The organism is Adhaeribacter terrigena (genome assembly GCF_016623615.1).
Lineage (GTDB): Bacteria > Bacteroidota > Bacteroidia > Cytophagales > Hymenobacteraceae > Adhaeribacter_A > Adhaeribacter_A terrigena.
Genome location: NZ_JAEHFX010000001.1, coordinates 697,060 through 719,303 on the forward strand (window position 1 = coordinate 697,060; position 22,244 = coordinate 719,303).

The following is a 22,244-nucleotide window of genomic DNA, read 5'->3' on the forward strand; positions in this document are numbered from 1 at the left end:
CTGCGAGCAGGTTATCTGATTTAGCAGCATGATAGAATTGTTATTTTGAATTTACTGCGGGCTTCAGGAAAATTGTTCTGCAAATAGGATTGCGTTGTAACGAGTGAATAGACTTTAAAAACGCTAGGATTTTGAAGCAAAAAAGTCAGGCTGTGTGCCTGACTTTTTTGCTTCTGTCATTTTAGAAATGAATTTTCTGTGTTGGGTCTGCTTCATAAACAGCCGCATATCAGGGATATTATTCCATCATCAATTTCAGGGTTTGGCTGGTTTTGCTGCTCTGAACCCGTACCACATATAAGCCTCTTGGCAGGAGCTGGCCTTTTATTTCTGCCGTAAGCTGGTCGCCGGCCTGAGCATTTCCTTTTTTTAGAACTTTTACCGGGTTGCCTTCCATGTTGTATAAAATAACGGCGTAATCACCCTTGTCTGGCACGGTAAATTTAATTTTGGTAGTCAAACGGAACGGGTTCGGGCTGGCTTCCAGGGTGGCGGGCGTTTGCATGGTGGCCGACATTCTGGCTACGGATACGGTAGCTAATGCATTTATTTCCGAAGCGGTTAAGGCAATGTTGTAAATCCGGGCATCGTCTAGATAGCCCTGAAAACGGCTGTTACCACTGCTGGTTGCTCCGAAAGATAGGGGCTCATTGTTGCTGTTTATTACCGGTGTTGAAGTTAATACCTGGCTATCATCCAGCGTACCGTTCAGGTATATTTTCATAACGGAACCATCATAGGTAGCAGCTACGTGCAGCCAGGTTTGGCCATTCGTTGGAGCAGTCGCGTTAGAAACTACCTGGTAATTGTTAAGCGCAGAAATTTGATTAAAGCGGAAAGCAACCCTGGCACTACCAGTTAATGAAATTTCATAACCATCATTCGCCAGCCCTTTTTTCAGGATAAATTGTCTGGAGCCTGAGGTTTCTGGCTTGATCCAGGCAGTTAGGGTAATGCCACTACCTGGGTTTAGCGTGGTGCTGTGAGGGGCAGTGGCGTATTGGTTTAAGCCGGTCAGATGTAATGCCTGCCCGATTCTGCCGGTTACAAAACCCGGGTTTCCTGAAGTGGTGGCGTGGTTTCCGTTGCCGGATGCATCTGAAAGCGTAGTACCCGCCGGGTCTTCCATTTGCCAGTGACCCACTAACGCAACCGGCTGCGGCACAGTAGTGAAATTCCATACCGTAGACCAGTTGCTGGCTCCGGCAGCATTAACCGCTCTTACCCGCCAGTAGTATTGCGTGTTGTACTCTAAACCTGAAACCGAGACCGATAAAGCTGTAATATTATTAATATCATAAACCGGAGCCTGGAAATTCGAATCTGTGGCTATCTGGAACTGGTAGCTACGGGCATCGGTGGTGGCATTCCAGCTTACGGTTGTGGCAAGACTGATGTTGGTAGCATTGTTCAGTGGTGAAGCCAGTACCGGAACAGTTGGAGGCGAAGTTGGCGCCGCAACCGTAGTAAAATTCCAGGTCGATGACCAGTTGCCTTCCCCGTTGTGACTATACGTTTTTACCCGCCAGAAATATTGGGTGCTATGGTTCAGGCCGGTTAGCTGCTGCGAAAGCGAGGTGATATTGCTGCTATCGGCAACCAGCGTAGAAAAAGTGTTTGAAGTGGCTACCTGCAAACGGTAAGTAAGGGCGTTGTTTGCTGCATGCCAGCTTAAAGTTGGATTGATATCGATGTTCGTAGCGGTATTGGCAGGCGCTTGCAGGGTTGCTGCATCCGGCACAATTATAGGTTCGGCTTCAGTAGTAAAATTCCGGATCACCGACCAGTTACCGAAACCTGCGGAATTACTTGCTCTTACCCGCCAGTAATATGGGGTGTTGTAAGCTAAGCCAGAAACAGACACCGCACTACCCGTTACATTACTTGAATCTATGATTTTGTTCGAAAAACTGGAGGAAGCCGAAAGTTGAACCTGATACGAAGTGGCGTTGGTAACAGCGTTCCAGCTCAGCGTTGGTGTAATGCTAACTCCTGTAGCTCCGTTGGCCGGCAGATTCAGGGTTGGAACTCCAGGCGGCTGCGGTGGGGGTGTACCATCGTCGGTAACCAATACACCAACTGCCTCGCTGGAAGTAGAAGCTAAAATCACCACATGCGGACTAAAGGTGTTTTTTATACTGGTCGGGTTGTTGTAAGTCCCGGAGATCAGGGTGTATGTCGAGCCGAATGAAATAGCATTTGTCGAGGATTCCTTATACAGAATATCGCCGTCATCTTCATTAGAAGCATAAACGATCCTGATTTTAGCACTTTGTTCATTCAGCACCACAATGCCGCGGGTACCAATATTGGAAACGCCATACAGATTATCCCAAGTGCCGGAGGGCCGCCGAACCAGTAACGCAATTCTCGGGTAATTCTGCGAATCGTAGCTGGTTTTAACGGCGCAATACAGCGTGCCATCGCTGGCAACTTTCAGGTTCATATGGTCGTCAGCCATTCCGTTGCCTTTGTTAAGGGCAGATTGCGAAGCCGGAATCTCATCTGCTGTCCAGGTACCCGGGTTCGTGCCATCGGTATGCATTCTAAAACCAAAGCGTTTGGTAACCTGATTCGACCAGAATACGCCGATCTTATTGAGCATGGGAAATGCAACTACAGCGCCAATATCATCAGGATCTATTCCCGAAGCAATTGTAATTGGCGAGCTCCAGGAAGAATACGGCGAATCGCTCCAGCGAATAGTAATGCTGGAATCATCGTCGGAAGCCATCCACATGCGGTTGTTAGTATCCAGATCGATGGTGGCCGTTTCAGAACTCAGGTTGGTGGGTATCCGGATGGTGGAAGTTCTGCTGGTCCAGCGTTTATAGGTACTGCTGGCTGCCACATATTCTAACGATACCAGATCCGTTTCGCCGGGCCGGAACAGGAGAATGTGCACCAGGTTTCCGTTTACTTTACAGTCGGCCCGGCGGTTATCTTTATTTAGAATCGTTAGTATTCTGGTCCAGGTTGTATTATCCAGCCGAAAGACATGCGCACCTGCCCCATCTGATAATACGGTAAAGTGCTTGCCATCGTGGATCCAGGCTTTAGATTGAGGTTTCTCCCGGGTATTGGTGGTTATACTTAGCGATTTTAAGTTAGAAACGTTCGGGAACTGGGCAAAAGCGGTTTGAATACATAGTAAGGCTGCTATCATTAAAGATACTGCTTTTCTCATAGTAAGGAAGTTTATATAGGTGGTAAATTGAATTCCTGCATCATGGGCTGGATATAAAAAAGAGGTGCCAGCCACAAATGCTAAATGACAATTAATGCTAAGTGGTAAGGGTAATTTATTCGGTTTGTTTTATAAGCAAGGGACGTGAAATCCGGCAGAACAATGTCTTTCAGGAATCATTTTCGATTTTGCGCGGGAGCGTTAATGGCACTGAGTCAGCTCAATGCCTCCCACTAAATCATTATAAATGGAGCCTGTAAAAGCGAATCCGGACCTGAAATTCAGAGGCGGATCAGTTTTATTGTTTTGCTGCGTTTTTCTGTTTGTAAGCGGACCATATAAAGGCCGTAAGGGAGATTCTTGGCATCGAGCTCAACGGTATGTTTTTCCCCGTATTTGGTATAGCCTTCTTTTATATTGAAAACCAGGTTTCCCGTTACGTTGTAAAGATCTACGGAATACCGGGTATCGCCGGGAACCGAGAATTTTACTTCGGAGGTGGTCATACTGGGGTTCGGATTAACTTCAAGGTGTAAATATACGGCATCGAAAGCGAGTACGCCCGTACTATACAATGAGTCTGAAGCTATGACCAGGGTGTTGGGGCTGGTATTGTTCTTTATACTAGTGCTGTGATCGAATTCCCCGTTCATTAGTTTATAAGCCTGCCCGAATGCGATAGGCGCAATGAACGATTCCCGGTACATAATATTTCCGCCGCGTTCTTTGGCCGTGTAAACCACCCTTAGTTTTCCGGTGACCTCATTTAATAATACAATTCCCTTTGTGCCCGTAGGCGAAACCGGGTAAAGGTTGTCCCAACTGCCGTTTGGCCGCCGCACCAATAGCCCCAGGTTTGGGTAATCTGACCGGCCGTAATTGGTTTTAACGGCACAATAAAGCGTGCCATCCCGGCCCAGGGTCATGTTCAGGTGGTCGTTGGCCATGCCACCTCTGAAATTGACCGCAGACTGCGAAGCGGGCACTTCATCTTCGTTCCAGCGTGTGGGGTCGGAGCCGTCAGGATGCGTTCTGAAGCCAAAACGCTGGGAATTCTGATTAGACCAGAGTATGCCCACCTTCCCAAAAACGGGCATGGCAATAAGGGCACAGATGTCATCTTTTTTTACTCCCGAAACTACGGTTATCGGGTCACTCCAGGTTGAATACGGCGAATCGCTCCAGCGTACATAGATCTTGCTGGTATCGTCGTAGGCGATCCACATGCGGTTCCGGGTGTCAATGTCGATGGTGGCGGTTTCTGCGCTGTCATCGAGCAGCACCAGTACTCTTTCCGGCCTTGCAGACCATAGTTTGTAGGTAGAAGATTCGGGTACGTATTCTATTGATAATAAGAAGGACCTTTTTTTTCGATAAAGGATCACGTGTACTACATTGCCTACCACTTTGCAATCGGCCCGGGCATAGGTAGATTTTGCAAGGGTAAGCATCCTGGTCCAGGTTGTGCCATCTAAACGCCATACATGAGTTCCCGCAGAATCGGTCAGCACGGTCCAATAAAAGTCATCGTGAAACCAGATCTTGGATTGCGGGCTTTCCTGGGTATCGGTGGTTACTGCCAGGGGGGTTAAGGGAATTGTATTGTAAAACTGAGCCGAAGCACTTTGGATAAAAAGCAAAATAAGGGCCATTACAATTAGAAATTTTCTCATAACGGTTAAGCATTAAGGTAATTCGGCAATCCATTGTTTTCAGGAGTACATTTTATGTTTTTTTAAAGGCTTGGATCGGAAAACCAATTTTAAAAAATTATAAAAAGGGGGGAATCAGCTTGGTGTAAAGAGTATATATATGGTATAACCTTTTTTAAGTTGTATTATTTCAATTATTTTCTAAAAATTTCCGTGAACAGGTTATGTTGCTTTCCGAGGACTTGTTGTATTATCCCGTGGCAAGGTTTTCAGGAGTTTTAGCTTAAATAAAAATTGAGTGAAAGGGCAACCCAAAAAAGGCATGCAGTTTTTGCTCCGAAAACCATAGCGTTTTGGAAATAAAATAATGGTGTTTACACGTGGTTTAGGATTTTAATCAGAAATCCGCAGGGATTGGGAAAGCATATTTACTTTAGGGTTTACCTGCAGAAACTGAGATTTTGCCTGATCCTGAAATTGTTGTTTGAATAACAAGAGTTCCCGGAAATTTTGAAGCATGGTACGGTAATTCCGGAAGCTGCCTAGTTTGGCTTTCAGGGAAATATATGCAAGCTCATTGGCCTGTGATGTCCGTAAGCCGGCTGGCAAAAGGAGGCTTTTTATAAATGCCGGCAGCAGTTTCCGGGTATAATTGGCTACCGTTTTGGCGTATTGAAAATGAAAATCTGCCAGCGAGCGGGAGCCTTTATTCACCAGAAAACGATAGGGCACAAGGGCAGAGAAGCTTTGCGCACTCTCCCGGAAATACCGTTCGTGATATTCGCGGGTCAGGCGTTTGGCCGGGATAAAATGGCGGAAAATCAAACGGTCGTGGTACCAGATTGCGTTACCGGCCAGGGCCAAAGCAAAGCAAAGCTCGTAGTCGCCGCCCGAACTCAGGCTGGCGCCTTTGCGGTCGGTTAACCGGGACCTGAAACCAGCTTTTAATAAGGCCTCAAAAGCTGTTCTTCGCATGACGCTGCCGGCGCCGTAAACCACATTCGTTTTAACTTTTCCTGATCTTAATGCTTGCGGGCCGCTGGCAAATAAGCGCGAATTTCTGGCCCAATGGGGCGGTTTTTCTTGGAATACCAATTCGCCGTACCCGCCCAACATCCCTATCTCGGGGTGTTGCATCATTAATTCGTAAGCACGTTTTACATAATCGGGGCAAAGCCAGTTATCGTCGTCGCAGAAAAGCACGAACTCGTAACGGGCTTTTGCCAGCCCTAATTCGCGGGCGAAAGTTAAACCCGGCTGGGGCTGATGCAGCAAAGAAAACGGCGTTTTGTTTCCGGAATTTTCCCAGACAGAAGCCGCCACCGCAGCAGACTGGTCGGTAGAAGCATTGTCGATCACGATCACTTCCCAGGGAATTTCCGGCGGCACATTTTGCCTGGCCAGGTGGCGCAGCGTGTCAGGTAAAAGCGCTGCGCCGTTATACGTGCAGATAATTACCGATACGCCCGCTTCCATAATTTATACAGGTTTAGTTTCAGGTATAATTTAAGTAGTATAAGGTGCAACAAAGGGCTCCGGTGAAGGTGCAGAATATGCTTTATCTGGGTTTTTACTACCTGCTCGTTATGCAGGCTGTTCCATAAACGGTTGGCTATTTTCAGGCCGTAATAGGCATAATACTTTTTAGAACGGGCCAGTATTCCGGTTTTCTGACCTTCGGGTAAATGCTGCTGGATCAATTTCATGGTCCTGCCAAGGTCTTTTAAATGCCCGCCTTTCAGGAATTTATTGCCCGAAATGGAGTTGGAATGCGTGCGGTATTCTGCCAGGATCTGCGGCGTATAAGCAACCGGGTAATGACGCGCAATACGTACCCACATTTCCCAGTCTTCCCCGTAGGTTACCCCAAAAAAGCCGCCCAGTTTTTCGTACACTTCGCGGCGCACGGTAATGGTGGCATATTGCAGGCGCTGCCGTTCGCTGATCGTTTTGAGCCAATTGGGTAAAATGCCGTCGTGCTGCATTTCGGGCGTTTTATCGTAGTTTTTCCTACCGTTTTCGTCTATGCAGGTGTAGCGGCAAAAAGCGGCGCCGGCCTGCGGGTTTTGCTCGAAAAGGGTTTCAATTTTGCGGTAATAGCCATTTTTAACTTTGTCGTCGCCGTGGAGCAGGTGCACATAATGGCCTTTGGCGCGGATCAGGCAGGTTTCGAAATTTACGAGGCTGCCTACGTTTCTGGGTTGCCGGAAATACGCAACGCGCCCTTGCCCGATCTGCTTTACCAGGGCTGCCACATCGGCGTCGGTGCTGCCATCATCTATTACTTCTATCTGCATTTCGGCTGCCGGAATGTTTTGCTGCAATACGCTTTCCAGGGTTTCGGGCAGAAATTGCGCGCAGTTGTAAACCGGGATCATAACCGACCATTTCGGCCGTACACAATTTTCAGGTAGCGGTGCAATGCGGGGCGGAGATTTGGGAATGTAAGCCATCGGTTCAGCGGTAAATTGTTTCAGCGGCGGGTTTATGAAGTTTAGAATTCCGGAGGAAATATGCACTTGTTCTTTTCCGGATTTTCCAGTCCGGAAAACGGTAGGGTTTCAGCGGGAAAAAGTAAAGGCCGGTTTTAGTTTACGCATTACAAGCTGCTCCCGGATAAAGGCCCGCAAAGATTTTAAACCATCTGACAGCGAATAAACCTGCAGCAGGAAAAGGAACCTGGAAAAGAACGGCAGTTTACCGGCCAAGGACCAGATGGTGTAATTGCGTTTGTGCAGCGCCGCTTTTTTTATGGCCTTAGCGTTACGATTTACGTTGGGTTTTGCCTGGATGCAAAGCGAAATAAAATCAAGCTCTTTTATGCAGGCAACCAAAGCGTTTATGCTGTTTCGGGCTAAAATCGGTCCGAAATTATGACGGTAGCAGAACAGATAACAATCCGGAACGATGTAGTGCTCGCCGGCGTAGTAGCGGATGTTGCGCAATACCTGTTCCTGTTGGGCGAGTTCGTATTCCGTTTTTTTCAGAACCTGGTTCAGGCTCTGGCTGGTTTCGCGGTAATCGAGCAGCACTTCGGGCAGGTTATAGAATTTATATCTGCGGGTGAGCTGCCAGAATAATTCGTAATCTTCGGCGTAAGCAACAGTGTAATTGTGCACGCTTTCTGAGGCGCTTTTCCGGAACATGATGCTAGGGTGGTAGATCCAGCAAATGAAGGTGAGGTTGTAGTAAAAATGCTCGCTTTTGAACCGATCCTGCCGGATGAATGTTTTGTCTTCTGAAATTACCCGCACCAGGCAAGATACCATGGCGCAGTCGGGGTTTTGCTGAAGATAAGCGTATTGTTTTTCCAGTCGTTCGGGATAGCTGATGTCGTCAGCATCCATGCGGGCAATAATTTCAGTTTGGGCCAGGCCAATGCCTTTGTTTAAGGTTTTAGTAATGCCCATGTTCTTTTCATTCTGATAAAACCGAATGCGTGGATCGCCGAAAGTCTTCACAATTTCTACGCTCCGGTCGGTAGAACCATCGTCGATGATGATAAATTCGAAATCGCGGAAAGTCTGGTTCAGCATGCTTTGCATGGCTTCGACCAGAAATTTTTCGGCATTATAAACCGGCATCAAAACTGTTACACTAGGCATGGGCTGGTTGTTTGGTCAGAATTCCGTTTCTTGTTAAAAATCTGGTAAGCAGGCGCAGAGGTTTTAAAGAAAGTCGCAGCAGTTTTTTCGGCAAGGTCCGGGAAATAAAAAACCAGTTCGGATTACGGTATGGCAGCAAGGCCTGGTTTAATAGCTTTTTAAGTTTCGCGTCTGAAATGTTGTGATGCTGGAAATAGTTTTCGAGCCAGTTCAGAAAGTAGGCGCGTACTTTATGGTAATGCCCTTTTTCATTTACCCATTGCACCACCGAGCCCGGCCGTTGGCGGTAAAGGTTATTGCATTCCGAAGAGAGGTAAACTTTTTCCCGCAGGTAGATCTTGCATAAAAAAGCCTGGTCTTCATAAAGCTGGTATTCTTTGGTGAACGATTCTTCGAAACCGCCAGCTTTAATGATAGCTTTTTTGCTGAGCAACCAGGCACAAGGCCCGGCCGCAGCACCTTTGCTTAGCGGATAAAGACTGTATAATAATTCCACCGGTCCGAAGACTTTATCCTGATGAGCAGGCAGCCGGATCACGCGGTTTTTTTCGTATAATGAGCCCACCGGAATTTCGATGTCTTCGGCTTTTGGATCGTTCCAGCTATACCAATGCGTAGAGCCTTCGGCCACTAAACCCAGATCCGGATATTTTTGAAAAATGGCTACCTGCTTTTGTAGTTTTTCCGGCAGCCACACATCATCTGCATCCAGAATAGCAATCAGGTTTCCTTTGGAGTTTTTTACGCCCAGGTTGCGGCTTACGCACACGCCTTTGTTTACATGCCCTTCGTGCTCCAGGTAAAATATTTTACCTGGATGATCGGCCGCAAACTGTTTTGCAATACCGGTGCTTTGGTTGGTGGAGCCATCGTCTACCAGCAGCAGTTCCCAGTTCAGATACGTTTGGGCCAGCACGCTTTTTATCGTTTCTGACAGGAATTTTTCTTCGTTCAGAAAGGCGATGATCACGGAAACCAGTGGTTGTGTTTGCATGGCAGTTAATTTTTTAGTGCGGCTTCATTCTTACTTTTAAACCTTAAATGCCTACCGTTTTTGATTGCGGATCAGGGGAATTTCAGGATCTAAGGTTCTTGCTGATATTTCCAGTTTTGCCTTCCGTTGTTTATGGGGCGGCTTCGGGTTGCTTTTCATACTTTTTGAGGCTCAAACCATAGCGTTTTTTACTTCAACACCAGCGTTGCGCGGGCAGATATTGTGCGGCAAATTTTTCCGGCGGAAGATCTTTTACCTGGAAACGGCCCATGCGGAATTGTTCGGTCTGGTTGTTTATAAATTCATCCTGCGTGGTGAAAGCGGCTTTGAACTTTGTCTGGTTTGCGGTCCGCAAGGTCTGGGTATTATAATTGCCGTAGGGGTAGGAAAGCAGCTCGATGTTCCGGTTGGTAATGTCGCGCAGCAGGTTGCGGTTTTCACTTAATTCCTGTTCCTGAAACTCAGGCGGGTGAAAAGCCAGCGCGGCATGCGAAACCGTGTGTGCGCCAATTTCAAAAAGGGAGTTCCGGCTGAGTTCCTGCAATTGTTTTTCGGACATGCTTTCGTAACCATTTCTGGGTGCGCTTGTAATAGCAGCCCAATCGCGGATTTTTTGTAATTCCTGCTTCTGTATTTTAGGCGGAAGCGGTTTTAAGGTTTGCCACAATTTCAGGAACATGGCGCAGCGGATATTAGGCGGATTCTCTTCACCGGCTTTCCAGTTGCGGTTAATATGCCGTTGTACGGGCCTGAGTTCCGCTTCCTGTTGCAATTCAAAATTCAGGACCTGACCGTTGATTTTACCGGAGAAAACCGGCGGTAATTTTTCTGAAAAAAGGATCAGGCTTTCCAGTTCATCCCACCAGAATTCGGTTTTTTTTCCCAGGTTCGAAGTGGTAATGAAAAAGGTAGCCGGCAGGTTGTATTTCTCCAGCAGTGGTTTGGCGATCAAAAAATTATCGGCATACCCATCGTCGAAAGTGAGGGCAATGCTTCCGCTTTTCAGGCGGTTTTTCCTGGCGTTTTGGGTTAGTTCGGTAAGGGAAATTACCCGGCCGGATTGCTGCAGCAACTGGAGTTGCCGCTCAAAATTTTCCGGGCTAACGGTTATGTCCCAGATGTCGCTTTTTACTTCGGCCACGCGGTGGTACATCAGCACGGCAGCCTGCGGTGCGAAATACGATCTGAAGATGTGGCGGAAACGGAAGTTCATCATGATAGGGCTTTCTGGGCTTTCAGCGTAATGATTACTTGGTAATGCGGGTCGTGGTGGTCTAGTTTATGGCGCGGAACTTCGGGCAAACCCATGCCATATAAAAAAGCAGTGGCCGCAAATACATTTCCGAACGAGCTGATTTTTGCTTTGCCTTCGGGAAAGGTTTTAGTGGTTAATTTCTGCACGGCCTTATCGGTAAAAGACCAGTACCAGGTTTCTTTCCATTCGCCCTGGTCTATGGGCGTGATGCCGGGAACGGTGAGCAGCAGCGTGCCGCCGGGTTTTAAAATGCGGTGGCAGGTTTGCATGGCGGCATCAAAATCGTAGATCAGGTGCAGGGTTTGCGTAAGAATGATGCAGTCGAAACTGTTGTCGGCAATCTGGGGTGCGTGGCTGATGTCGCCAATAATGGTTGCCTGCGGATTTTTATCGTTCACGTGCAGAATTTCGCTTTTGGTAACCCGGGTTTTTCCGAAGGCCATGGTATAAGCATTGTCGCCGATCTCAAGCGTTCTGCCTTTTATGTTCTCAGATTCCAGCGCCAGGAAATTTTCGATGTAATACCGGTCCACGGGGCCGCCCCGGTCGTAGCCAAAGCATTTACTGAACGGCGTGGTGCGGCTGAAATCGCCGAAGGCAACCTGGCCAACTGCCGGAACATGATTTTTGGATAAGCCCATTTTATGAAGCCATCTTAAACTAAAATCGGGAGCGTTTCGCTTTACAAAGGTCTTTAGCATTGTCTTTCTTCTGGTTACAAGGTGTTTAAAAAGCAGCTCCGGCCGGTGCCAGATAATGGTGGTGGCCGCCTTGCTTTTATTCGTGCCGGTTTTAAGTTGCTCTAAAAGGGCCTGGCAGTAATAGTTTTTCCAGTTGCGGCGGCCTTTTTTCAGGGCGTTTTTTTCAGTATCGGTTTTCAGGTGCGGCTTCTGGCGATCGAGTATTTTCAGTACGCCCTGCAGCATACCCGGAATATTGCCAGACATATTGCTGTTGTGAAGCCGGTAAGCCGCAATTTTCTCGGTATGGTGCAGAACCGGGTGGTGGCGGGCAATTTTCAGGTACAGATCATAATCTTCGCAGTTAGGCAAACTTTCATCGAATAGGAACTGGTCGAAAATCCGTCGGTCGTATAAAACGGTGGCGTGCATGCCAATGTAGTTTCCCTGCAATAAATGCTCGTAATGAGAAGCGCTTACAGTAGTTTTTTCGTCCAGAATCCTACCGTTTGCTACATATACTTTTTCGTGCGCGCCCGATACAAAAGCGAGGTCAGTATATTGCTGAAGGTAATTTGCGTTGGTTTTAATTGCTCCCGGTAAAAGCCAGTCGTCGGCGTCCAGAAAAAGCAGGTATTGGCCTTTGCTGTGCCTGATCCCGGCGTTCCTGGCAGCAGATAAACCTTTGTTTGTCTGGTAGATGTACTGCACTTTTGGTGAGTTTTCGGCTACCGTTCTGGTGTTGTCCGTCGAACCGTCGTCTACCACAATTATTTCCAGGTTAGGATAATCCTGCCGGCGTACACTTTCGAGCGCATCGGGTAAAAAGGCACCGTGGTTGTAGCACGGTATAATTACCGAAACCAGGGGAGATCCATGCCGGGCTGTTTCCATCTTAGCGGGATAGCTTAGTGTTCGGACGTTTGTTTTTTATATAATAAGCCAAGCCCGATAGAACACCCAGCATTTCGGCCGCAATGGTGCGGTAACGATACGAGTAATGCGGAAAACCCGAACGGAGCAGGCGCAGATAATGCCTTGGCAATACCCAGAAGATCTGTTTTGCATAACCCGCCTGTTGGAGTTGCTGCTGCTGTAAAAGTGCCGCCGCCGTGTAGCCCCGCATATAATAAAAGAGCTGTTTTTTAAGGCCTTCAATTTCTTTGCGGTGTTCGTGAAAGGCTACCGCCCGTGGGTTGTAATGAATGGTGTGCCCGGCTTTCAGAATGCGGTACCACATTTCCGAATCGCCGTTGCAACCGGCGGCGCCTACATCCAGGAGCTCATCGAAATAACCCACTTCCTCAAAAATCTCTCTCCGGAAAGCCATGTTGGCTCCGGCCCCGATGTTCCAGACCGGCGGGCCTTTTCGAAGCGTTTTCCGGAAAAAGTCGGAATCGTATTTCACATCGGTATAGCCCCGGTTAAAACTCCAGTGTTTCTCAAAAATATATTGAGCTTCGGTAGCCAGCTCGGCTGCAATTACCAAACCGGTCATGGCGGCTACCTGCGGCTTTTCAAAAGTTTGCCAGATCTGATATGTCCAGAGCGGATGCACGGAAACGTCATCGTCGGTGAAGGCTACGATCGGGAATTTAGCGTTGCTTACGCCTGTATTGCGGGCAATATCCAAACCCGGCCGCGGTTCTCTTATATATTTTACCTCGGAGAAAGCTGAAACAACTTCCCGGGTAGATTCGTCGGTTGGGGCGTTATCGATCACAATGATTTCGGCCGGCCTGCAGGTGAGGTTCTGCAGCATGGTAAGGCAGCATTTTAAATGTGCGGCCCGGTTGCGCGTGCATACTACCACCGATACGGCAACTTTTTCCGGAATAATTTCTGTAGCCGTTATTTGCAGGTTTGCCGGAAGCCAGCTCTGCAGGTTTTTTAATTTGTCCGGAGAAGTAGTGGCCAGGTAGTTTGCTTTTAATTCAGCAGGATTTTGGGCATAATGGTTTAAAGTTGGGAGAATTGCCTGGCCCATGGCTTTATAATATTCATCGGTCGAGGTGTTGGTGCCAGGTTCCAGGTACAGGTCGCCTAAGGGTATGGTTTTCCACCAGAAAACTAAGTAGTTACCCTGGTGGTGATCCAACTCCGGCATTTCCACCGGTTCGTGCAGGCTAATATGGGAGATCCGGTATGGCTGGTGCGTTTTCATGTTTTCTCTTTTTGGCGCAGTAGCAGAATTTTTATAGAGCAAAAGCAGGTTCAGACTTTTCAGCCCTTTTTTCCTACCGTTTTTCAGATTAAATCTACCTGAAGCTGATCTTGTAAGCAGGTGTTGGTTTGTTTCAGCTGAAAAGGGAATTTTGGCCTTACAGCTCCCCACCACTTGCCATACCATTGAATATCGCCGCGGTAATCTTCCAGTTCAAAGGTCAGGCATTCTTCGAAATCGAAAAGCGGCACGGAGGTGTCTTTTAAAAAATGGAGGGAAATGTAGTAAGCCCCATCGTTCAGGAAATTACCGGGAATGGTACATTCGCCTTCCAGAAGCCCTTTTTGGCCGCGCGTGGCAGGCGAAGGAAGATCGAAAATGCACTCGCCGCCTAAATTGAAAAGCAAGATGCTTGCACTTATCAAGACATCGTCCTGCAGGTTCCAGAACTGGAATTTTACCTGCAAAGGCGTTCTGATATCCAGGGCAGCTTCCGGATTTTCTAATTGCGGAATGAGTTCAATTGATTTTACGCGGATCTTATCATTGCCGGGCGCTTCCTCCGGTACTTCCCATTGCTGTTTAAATTTAGACTGCTGCGTACTGGAAAGGTATTTATTTACCACTTCCGAAACACCGCCAAAGACCTGCATTTTTCCCTGGTTCAGCCAAAGCGCTTTGTCGCAGAGATTCTTTATGGCCTGCATGTTGTGGCTTACAAACAAAATGGTCCGGCCACTGGCCTGCGAAACTTCGCGCATTTTGCCCAGGCACTTTTTCTGAAAATCGGCGTCGCCAACGGCAAGCACTTCGTCTACTATCAAGATGTCGGGTTCCAGGTGGGCAGCTACCGCAAAGGCCAGGCGTACATACATGCCGGAAGAATACCGCTTTACGGGCGTATCGATAAATTTTTCAACCCCGGAAAAAGCTACGATCTCATCGAACTTGCTCCGGACCTCGGCTTTGCTCATGCCCAGAATGTAACCGCTGATGTATATATTTTCGCGGCCGGTAAGCTCCAGGTTAAAGCCGGTGCCCACTTCCAGCAAGCTGCTTACTTTTCCTTTGCCCAATACCCGGCCCTGCGTAGGTCTTACGATCCGGGAAATAATTTTGAGCAGGGTAGACTTTCCGGAACCGTTCCTGCCGATGATGCCAATGGCTTCGCCCTGGTTTACCTCGAAGCTTACATCATGCAATGCCAGGAAAAAATCCTTGTTGCCTGCGGCAGTATTTCCGGGTTGCAGCTGAAAGAACGGGTCTTCCTTTTTCAGGAAAGCGGTATTCCACCAGCGCTGCAGGTCCTGTTTGAACGAGCCGGTGCCAATTGTGCCCAGCCGGTACACTTTTGATAATTGCTCTACTTTAATTACGGTGTCAGGCATGGCAGAGCTGGTTTAAACGATGTCAATTAATTTATCGCCTTGTTTATTAAAGAGGAGCCAGGCGCCGGTTAAAAGCAAAAAAGTAAAACCCAGGCTATATAATATAGATGGCAGCGCAATGGTGCCTTCGCCCAGCATGGCCAGCCGGAATAATTCGAACATTGGCGTTAAGGGGTTGAGCTGCACCAGCCACCGCACATTTTCAGGAATGGTGGCCAGCGGGTATATTACCGGAGTTAAGAACATGAGCAGCCGCACGCCCAGGTTTGCCAGGTTGGTCATGTCGCGGTATTTGGCTGTTAATACTGAAAAGATCAGGCCCAGGCCCAGGCTGAAGGCGCCCACATTTAATACTATAAACGGTATGGTCAGCAACCAGCTGTTAACCGGAAATGAAAAGCCGCGGGTAAAACTGTAGAAAACCATTGCGCAGAGCAGCATGATAAACTGAATGGCAAAGCGCAACAGCTGCGTGCTGATTACTGAAACCGGCATGATGATGCGCGGAAAATATACTTTGCTGAAAACGTGGGCGTGTTCTTTAAAAGTAGAAGAAGTGCCGGTAAAGCTATCGTTAAAGAAATTCCAGAGGATGATGCCGGCTAAGTAAAATAATACGGGTGGCACCGAGCCGGTAGAAATACCCACCAGTTTATGGAATACCAGCAGATACGTTGCTAATGTGAGCGTTGGCTGAAACAGGATCCAGAGCGGACCTAAAACGGTTTGCTGGTAATTAAGCAGAAAATGCCGCCGTACCAATCCCGCCAGCAGGTGCCGGAAAGCCCAGAGTTCTTTCAGGGTGTGGCTCCAGAAACTGGTCTTATTGCCAATTTCCCAATCCCAGCTGTTTACAGCCTTTATCATAATCTGGAAGTTAGAATTTTTAGAGTGCTTGATAATGTGTGTGTACCCTGCTACTGGTTAAGGGTTTTACGGAATGGCGCATTACTGCTTGAACCGTGGGAAATAAATAGTAAAGGCTATCTCTGTGCAGACGAACTGATTTACTCTGCCCGGAGTGGGTGGGTGTTTTATAGTTTGCTGATATATAATAAAACCAATATTTGCGGCCTTGCCAGGCTGCTGGCTAAGCATTATAGGACAGCTAACCGTGTTTAGCTGATTTTAGCAGGCCTTGTTTGTGGAAAATTGTATAAGTCATTCATAAACACAATCTTACATTTTAAGTATTTACGGGTAAACGGCAAATGTTACCGTTTTTTGGCCTTGTTTTTGTTTGCTTCGCAGACTGTAAATTTTTAAAACATGGCCAACTTCGTAACTTATTCTGTGAATCACCTAAATTTCAGTGTGTTGGAGTTGCTTTTTCTAGGGAAGGAGGTGTTCTTTCAGAGGGGATAATTCAATATATATGAAATTTAAGTTGTGTTTTTACCCATTTTATTGATATGTTCACTTACTTTTCTTCAAATATTGCAAAACTATTTCAGAAGGCGTGGATGTTAATAGGGTGTAATTGATTTTTTAACTATTCTAATTTTTTATGAAAAAGAGAATTTTGCCAGTATTATCTTTAGCCTTCTTAGGCGCGTTCGCATCGTGTGAAAAGAAGGAAGTAGAAGAAACGGCACCAACCAGTCTTTCTGCAGCTAACAGTGCAAGATCAGCTAACTTATTATATGAAGAAGACCTGGAAAGCTCTTTGTTTTCAACTGCTCACAACATTGAAAATAATGGTACCAGCTGGACACTGTCTTCTGTAACGAACCCGGTTTACCAGGGTGCTAAAGCTGCCCGTTTCGAGATCCAGAAAGGTCAGACGCTGGTAGGCTCATCTAAGCGGGTACGTTCTGAAGTAACGATTATTAAAGGAACAGAATATCCGAATTTCCCGAAAGATGTGTGGTATTCTTATTCTATCCTTTTCCCGGCAAAAGGTTTTGAATACGATGATACCCGCGACTGTATTAACCAGTGGTTTGAAGATGGTAGCGATGAAACTACGATCCGTGCCCAGAAAGATAAGGCGTTCTTAGAAGTAACTCCTGCCAGTGGTTCTTCTACCCTGATGAAATACGATTTGTTCGGTACTTCTTCTAATGGAAAGTCGGTTGATGGATTCAATAACATTCCTAAAGATAAATGGACTCAGTTCGTGTTCCACTTCGTTCACTCGACAGGTTCTGATGGTCTGATCGAGGTATGGAGAGATGGCGTGAAGATCCACACGATCAATGGCCGTAACATGCACCTGATGATTCCGAAATGGAAAATTGGTTTGTATAAATCTTCTTTCCTGGATGGAAGTTCGTCTAGAAGTTCAAGAGTGGTTTACTTCGATAACGTTCGCGTAGGTAACTCTAATGCAACTTATGCTGATATGGTAGGTGGTACAACAACTGCACCAACCCCAACTCCTCCTACTACAACTGAGCCAACTACTCCACCTACAACTGAGCCAACTCCAACTCCTCCTACTACAACTGAGCCAACACCGCCAACCTCTCCAACTACTCCAGCCCCTGCTACAGGAGTATTGAGCTATACGCTGGTTAATTCGTCTACTGATAAAGATATTATGACGATTACCAATGGCGCGGTTATTAATCGCAAAACCTTAGGTGTTTCGAAATTTAATATCCGGGCGAACACCACTGCCGGAAGCTCTGTAGTGAAGTTTGTATTAAGCGGAAAAGAATCTAAAACAAGAATCGATGATGTGGTTCCTTATGCCTTGTTTGGTGATGACAGAAATGGTGACTATAATAACTGGTCTGCATCTTCTGGTAACTACCGCCTGGAAGCCAATACTTATTCCGGTACAAAGGATAAGATGGGTTCAGCAACCGGAACGCCATACGTAATTAACTTTACTATTCAGTAATTAAAACTGAAGTGATCTAAACAGATCAAAAATCTGAAAAGGCAGCTAATTTTTAGCTGCCTTTTTTTGTGCCTTCAACTTTAAGATCTGCAGCGGTAAGCACTATACTTTTTCAGCAGAAAAACATAGCGTTTTGTTCGCTTCCGCCGGAAGGGTGTAGGCTGTAAATAGGCAACTGACTTTTAGGGCTTAAAACCCTGGCGTTTTCCAGAAATTGAAAACATTTCGGCCCGCGTTTAATTATCTGTTATATAAGTGCATAATCGTAGCGTGCAGCCTGAAGATGTTTTTGGTTTAAATTGAAAATAGCAGAAAAATGGTTTCATTCCGGTCTTTAAGTTTCATTGCGTTGCTGGGGTCGCTGGCGGTAACTACCAAACCTGGCGCTTCAGCCAATAAAAATATTGCGGCATTAAAGTGTGCCGGTTTAAGCCGCCCGGAAAAAAGCTCCCTGCTGTATGCCGAAGATTTTGAAAGCTCCAATCCTTTTGCTACGGCAGATGGGCTGGAAACCGGGCCGGAATATGCTTTAACTTTTGTCGATTCGCCGGTATTTCAGGGCAAAAAAGCGGCTCGGTTCGAATTGCGGAAAACGGACGCGCTGGTAAAAGATGGCAAACGCGCCGAAGCGGTGATCGTACCGGCGGTAGAAAATAAAGATCGCTGGTATGCTTTTGCTGTTTATTTCCCGGCCAACGATTATCCTTACGATTCTCAGCAGGAGGTAATCAGCCAGTGGCGGCAGCGGCCCGATTACCATTTAGGCGAAACTGCCGGTAGCCCGGCTACGGCTTTACGCGTTAAAAAAGACCGTTTTCTGCTGGATGTGGGTTTTACGGCCCGGCAGGTAGCCGCTGAAGTAGATGATAAAAGCCGTAAAAAAATTGACCTGGGACCGGTTACCAAAAACGCCTGGCACCAGTTCGTTTTCCACTTTATTCATTCTTACCAGGAAGATGGCTTAATAGAAGTGTGGCATAACGGCGAAAAAGTGCTCACCCATAAAGGCGGTAATATTTACAACAACCAGGTTTTTCCGAAATGGAAGATCGGCCTTTACAAAGCATCTTTTAAAAACGGCACTTCCGAAGTAGATAAACGCGTACTTTATTTCGATAATATCCGGGTCGGCAACGAACACGCAACTTTTGAACAGATGTCGCCGGCTACGGAATTTACCAAGGGCGGAAATTAAGAATCTGGTAAAGTTTTCAAAATATGCTACCCGTTCACAGTTTCGTAATTGATTGCCTGAAAAAAGGCCGGATTTTCAGATCAGGCTTTTTTTTGGCAGAAAACGCTATGGTTTCCGGCTGAAAAAGTAACCGGTTCATATTCTGAAAACTTTACCAGATTCTTTTTTGAATTGATCTTTAAAATGCGCTGCTGTGTACTTTGCGGCTGAATACGGTAAGGAAAATAATTTTAAGATCGAGCCCAAGTGTCCAGTTTTCCTGGTACCATAAGTCGTGGGCAGTACGCTGGGTTCTTTGTTCTTCGGTGTCGGTTGGGCCGCGCCAGCCGTTTACTTGTGCCCAGCCGGTAATACCGGGTTTAAAATAATGCCGGATCATATAATTGTTCACGCTTTCCTGCAATTGCTGGTTCAGGAAGCTGCGGTGCGGCCGCGGGCCAACCACGCTCATGTCGCCGTAAAGCACATTAATGAATTGCGGTAACTCATCGAGGCTGTATTTGCGCAGGAATTTGCCGATCCTGGTAATGCGGGCATCGTCTTTCTGGGTAGATAAGCTGCCACCGTTCACCGCATCGTTTTCGCGCATGCTTCTGAATTTATATACCTTAAACGGCCGGCCACCGCGCCCGATGCGGATTGGGCAATAGAAAACCGGTCCCGGAGAATCCAGTTTTATGAGCAGCGCAAGCAATAAGAATACCGGGGAAAGGAACAACAATACGCCGGCCGAAAAGAGCTTATCGAAGGTGTTTTTCAGGAAAAAAGCATAGCGTTCGTCGAGCGGTAATTGCCGTACCTTTACGGCATCTATGTGGGCATACTGGGTGGCTTTGTAGTTTTTACCCAACAGGTTGCCGTAGTCGGGAATATAGGTTACGCGCACGCCGTGGTAATCTGCCGCCCCGATAATGTTGCGGATCTTTTTAGAGGGCTTTACCGGTAAGGCGATCACAATTTCATCTACCGGGTTGTCTTTCAGATACTGATGGATGTCTTTCAGATCGCCAACCACTTTGTTTTGCGGTACCTGGCAGGTTTCTTTTTTGCAGTTTATAAAACCTTTGATCCGGTAACCCTCGTTTTCGCGCTCAGAAAAATGCTTTTCCACGTTTTCGGCCAGATTTCCAACCCCGGCAATAAGCGTAAATTTAACGTTGGCTTCCTGGTTTTTTAAAGTCGTTAGCAAGGTTATGATCAGAAAATTTACCGTGATGCTCAGCACCGGGAAACCGATCACAAAAGCCGCTACCACATCTTTATCGGGGGATGGAATGCGGAACAAAATGAAAATAATAAAAACCAGGACCAGTATGATGAAATACGTTTTAAGGTAATTGAAAATCCGGAGCCCGAAATCGTGATCTAAATTCAGATTATAGAGTTTTCGCCAGTAGCTGACCAGGAACCATAAAATGACAAAGCCAGGCAGAATGGTCCACTCAGATTGGAAATGATCCTTGTTACTGAAGAAATAAATAGAAATAAAAGAAGTAAGAACGAGTGTTAGTACATCTCCGCCAATGTAAAGGGTCGGGAGATTGCGTTGTACAGTTTTGAACATAGCTTTAAAGGACTTAAGTGCGAAATGTTTGTTTTGTTAGGTGAGCCGGCTTTTAATGGGCGGTTTTACAGTAGTAGCAGGTCGTGGGGAAGAAGCAAAATTAGATTTTGCTGATTTTAGTTGAAATATTCTGATATTATTATTCTTTTATATAGAATATTTAGAAATATTTATAGTTTTATTTTGGTTGTTTATTCGCAGTTTGCCAATTTTTAATAAGCGAAAACAAAGCTTCGCCACCTGAAAACCACCTTGTGGTGATTTAAAGCGTAATTGTTCGTTAATCTTTAAAGATTTAAGGATATTATTATGAAATTGTTAAGTTATTATATGGCAAAAACAATAAATAGTTACATTTTATACATAATAATGGTCCGTAATTGTAATAAATATGGTTTTCGCATCGAAAAAGGGGGTGAGTGTTTTTGTATGTGAAGGCCAATGAAATAAGATCAACTGGCGGGCGAATTTCGGGCGGTTTTGGCAGGCGCAGCGAAACGTAAAAGAAACAGTTTTGTTTCAGGTAAATGCGAAACAAACTGCCTTGAAAAATGAAAATACCGGAAACTTTTGTGCAGCTTCGGTATTAACTGGAAAAAAACGGCAGGAAAAATCAAGCTAAAAGTATAAGTAGTTTGTTAAGCATACTTAAGTACTTCGTTTATCATAAACTGGGTAGTATCGATGCACTCGTTCAGCATTTTATGACGGGTTTGCCGGAACTGCGTTTTTACGTCTTTATTCCGGATTATTTCAATGGCTTTTTCAATGGCTTTTTCCTGATCTTCGGGGCTTTCGGTAAAATTGAAAACAATGCCGTATTTTCGTTCCTCTTCGTCAGTATAGCCCCGGCCATCGTTGTCCATAAAAATAGATGGCGTACCTAGAACCGCTGCTTCCGAAGCCATGGTAGCACTTTCGCCGAAAAGCAAGCTGCTATAGTAAAGCGCATCGTGCATTTTATGGAACGGGATCCGGATGCGGTATTTCTCCAGGTCGGTAGGTAATTCGCCTTCGGCGGTAATAAATACTTTGGCGTGTTCCGAGAGGGCTTTTATGGCTTTCCGTTTGTTCACCAAACTCATGCCCGCATGCCCGAAATCGTGGGCTGCCCCCCAGGAAACAAACCGGACAATGGCGTATTTTTCTTCTGGTTTTACCTGGAGCAGATCTAAAATTGCCGGGTCAGGAGTAAAATAATTCGGGTGCAGGTAGGCCAGCTCCATGTAACTGTTAAAACGCACGTGTTTTTTGCCCAGGTTTATGCGGTAGCAGGCCGGCGTAAAAACTTTGGTGGCAAAAGGTACGGTAAGTTTGTGGTGCAGCTTCGCGTGTTCGGTATCGCTGAAAACGAGGGAAACCTTGCCCAGTATTTTTGCTACCTGCGAAGGGTAAGGATGCAGGAAATTCAGAAAAACATCGGGCTTGAACCTGGAGGCGATCCCGATCAGTTTGGCATCGGCGTAAAGCATATACAGGAATTTGCCGATCTTGCCGTTCTGCCCTTTTCCGCGGTTAATGTAGGGGAAATTATACAGCTTCAGTAAATTATGCTCGATCTCTTTGTTGCGGGAAACGAACAGGATTTCGTGCCCGTTTTTTTGCATAATGCTGGAGAAATTCCGGAAATAATGCACATGGGCCGGGTGGTTTATATCGATCAGGATCTTCATAGTTTCTTCTGATGAATAATTTAAACTTAATGGTACGCC

The 22,244-nt window shown here is 46.4% G+C and carries 15 protein-coding genes; 2 read left to right on the plus strand and 13 right to left on the minus strand.

All coding sequences use genetic code 11. From position 1 onward, the window contains the following. Nucleotides 1–238 precede the first annotated feature (238 nt). From I5M27_RS02820 to I5M27_RS02870, 11 genes are all read right to left on the minus strand, one after another. On the minus strand, nt 239–3,187 hold the full coding sequence (locus I5M27_RS02820) for a LamG-like jellyroll fold domain-containing protein (RefSeq protein ID WP_200504501.1): 2,949 nt from the start codon (nt 3,185–3,187) through the stop codon (nt 239–241). 281 nt (nt 3,188–3,468) lie between these two features. Then, a complete protein-coding gene (locus tag I5M27_RS02825; RefSeq protein WP_200504502.1) occupies nt 3,469–4,860 on the minus strand; it encodes a T9SS type A sorting domain-containing protein in 1,392 nt (463 codons plus the stop codon). Between the two features lie 372 nt (nt 4,861–5,232). Beyond that, nucleotides 5,233–6,315 (minus strand): glycosyltransferase, encoded by a 1,083-nt coding sequence (locus I5M27_RS02830; protein ID WP_200504503.1) that lies wholly within the window; start codon nt 6,313–6,315, stop codon nt 5,233–5,235. Next, on the minus strand, nt 6,294–7,292 hold the full coding sequence (locus I5M27_RS02835) for a glycosyltransferase family 2 protein (protein ID WP_200504504.1): 999 nt from the start codon (nt 7,290–7,292) through the stop codon (nt 6,294–6,296). The genes I5M27_RS02830 and I5M27_RS02835 overlap by 22 nt, the downstream gene beginning before the upstream one ends. A gap of 108 nt (nt 7,293–7,400) precedes the next feature. Beyond that, a complete protein-coding gene (locus I5M27_RS02840; RefSeq protein WP_200504505.1) occupies nt 7,401–8,444 on the minus strand; it encodes a glycosyltransferase family 2 protein in 1,044 nt (347 codons plus the stop codon). Further along, nucleotides 8,437–9,438, minus strand: coding sequence for a glycosyltransferase family 2 protein (locus tag I5M27_RS02845; RefSeq protein WP_200504506.1), 1,002 nt, complete (start codon nt 9,436–9,438; stop codon nt 8,437–8,439). Before I5M27_RS02845 ends, I5M27_RS02840 begins: the two co-directional genes overlap by 8 nt. A gap of 193 nt (nt 9,439–9,631) precedes the next feature. Then, nucleotides 9,632–10,654, minus strand: coding sequence for a polysaccharide deacetylase family protein (locus I5M27_RS02850; protein WP_200504507.1), 1,023 nt, complete (start codon nt 10,652–10,654; stop codon nt 9,632–9,634). Further along, a complete protein-coding gene (locus I5M27_RS02855) occupies nt 10,651–12,267 on the minus strand; it encodes a glycosyltransferase (RefSeq protein WP_200504508.1) in 1,617 nt (538 codons plus the stop codon). The genes I5M27_RS02850 and I5M27_RS02855 overlap by 4 nt, the downstream gene beginning before the upstream one ends. A gap of 1 nt (nt 12,268) precedes the next feature. Further along, nucleotides 12,269–13,537, minus strand: a complete 1,269-nt coding sequence (locus I5M27_RS02860; RefSeq protein WP_200504509.1) for a glycosyltransferase family 2 protein — start codon at nt 13,535–13,537, stop codon at nt 12,269–12,271. 83 nt (nt 13,538–13,620) lie between these two features. Next, on the minus strand, nt 13,621–14,925 hold the full coding sequence (locus I5M27_RS02865) for an ABC transporter ATP-binding protein (protein WP_200504510.1): 1,305 nt from the start codon (nt 14,923–14,925) through the stop codon (nt 13,621–13,623). A 12-nt stretch (nt 14,926–14,937) separates the two neighbouring features. Further along, nucleotides 14,938–15,792, minus strand: a complete 855-nt coding sequence (locus I5M27_RS02870) for an ABC transporter permease (protein WP_200504511.1) — start codon at nt 15,790–15,792, stop codon at nt 14,938–14,940. Between the two features lie 640 nt (nt 15,793–16,432). Here I5M27_RS02870 and I5M27_RS02875 point away from each other — a divergent pair. Both I5M27_RS02875 and I5M27_RS02880 read left to right on the plus strand, forming a co-directional pair. Continuing rightward, entirely contained in the window at nt 16,433–17,773 is a 1,341-nt protein-coding gene (locus I5M27_RS02875; protein WP_200504512.1) for a heparin lyase I family protein, read from the plus strand. Nucleotides 17,774–18,089: 316 nt separating this feature from the next. Beyond that, complete coding sequence (locus I5M27_RS02880; protein ID WP_200504513.1) at nt 18,090–18,968, plus strand: polysaccharide lyase; 879 nt, start codon at nt 18,090–18,092, stop codon at nt 18,966–18,968. A gap of 178 nt (nt 18,969–19,146) precedes the next feature. On the opposite strand, the gene I5M27_RS02885 is transcribed toward I5M27_RS02880, so the two are convergent. Both I5M27_RS02885 and I5M27_RS02890 read right to left on the minus strand, forming a co-directional pair. After that, complete coding sequence (locus I5M27_RS02885) at nt 19,147–20,532, minus strand: undecaprenyl-phosphate glucose phosphotransferase (protein ID WP_200504514.1); 1,386 nt, start codon at nt 20,530–20,532, stop codon at nt 19,147–19,149. Between the two features lie 638 nt (nt 20,533–21,170). Then, nucleotides 21,171–22,205 carry a DUF354 domain-containing protein gene (locus tag I5M27_RS02890; protein WP_200504515.1) on the minus strand — a complete coding sequence of 345 codons (1,035 nt, stop codon included), beginning with the start codon at nt 22,203–22,205 and terminating at the stop codon, nt 21,171–21,173. Nucleotides 22,206–22,244: the final 39 nt, after the last annotated feature.

What these genes read in the sequence shown, in the direction of transcription:
- I5M27_RS02865 (WP_200504510.1), bottom strand. Translation starts at nt 14,925, where the DNA reads ATGCCTGACACCGTAATTAAAGTAGAGCAATTATCAAAAGTGTACCGG.
- I5M27_RS02860 (WP_200504509.1), bottom strand. Translation starts at nt 13,537, where the DNA reads ATGAAAACGCACCAGCCATACCGGATCTCCCATATTAGCCTGCACGAA.
- I5M27_RS02835 (WP_200504504.1), bottom strand. Translation starts at nt 7,292, where the DNA reads ATGGCTTACATTCCCAAATCTCCGCCCCGCATTGCACCGCTACCTGAA.
- I5M27_RS02820 (WP_200504501.1), bottom strand. Translation starts at nt 3,187, where the DNA reads ATGAGAAAAGCAGTATCTTTAATGATAGCAGCCTTACTATGTATTCAA.
- I5M27_RS02845 (WP_200504506.1), bottom strand. Translation starts at nt 9,438, where the DNA reads ATGCAAACACAACCACTGGTTTCCGTGATCATCGCCTTTCTGAACGAA.
- I5M27_RS02830 (WP_200504503.1), bottom strand. Translation starts at nt 6,315, where the DNA reads ATGGAAGCGGGCGTATCGGTAATTATCTGCACGTATAACGGCGCAGCG.
- I5M27_RS02825 (WP_200504502.1), bottom strand. Translation starts at nt 4,860, where the DNA reads ATGAGAAAATTTCTAATTGTAATGGCCCTTATTTTGCTTTTTATCCAA.
- I5M27_RS02875 (WP_200504512.1), top strand. Translation starts at nt 16,433, where the DNA reads ATGAAAAAGAGAATTTTGCCAGTATTATCTTTAGCCTTCTTAGGCGCG.
- I5M27_RS02890 (WP_200504515.1), bottom strand. Translation starts at nt 22,205, where the DNA reads ATGAAGATCCTGATCGATATAAACCACCCGGCCCATGTGCATTATTTC.
- I5M27_RS02855 (WP_200504508.1), bottom strand. Translation starts at nt 12,267, where the DNA reads ATGGAAACAGCCCGGCATGGATCTCCCCTGGTTTCGGTAATTATACCG.
- I5M27_RS02850 (WP_200504507.1), bottom strand. Translation starts at nt 10,654, where the DNA reads ATGATGAACTTCCGTTTCCGCCACATCTTCAGATCGTATTTCGCACCG.
- I5M27_RS02885 (WP_200504514.1), bottom strand. Translation starts at nt 20,532, where the DNA reads ATGTTCAAAACTGTACAACGCAATCTCCCGACCCTTTACATTGGCGGA.
- I5M27_RS02840 (WP_200504505.1), bottom strand. Translation starts at nt 8,444, where the DNA reads ATGCCTAGTGTAACAGTTTTGATGCCGGTTTATAATGCCGAAAAATTT.
- I5M27_RS02880 (WP_200504513.1), top strand. Translation starts at nt 18,090, where the DNA reads ATGGTTTCATTCCGGTCTTTAAGTTTCATTGCGTTGCTGGGGTCGCTG.
- I5M27_RS02870 (WP_200504511.1), bottom strand. Translation starts at nt 15,792, where the DNA reads ATGATAAAGGCTGTAAACAGCTGGGATTGGGAAATTGGCAATAAGACC.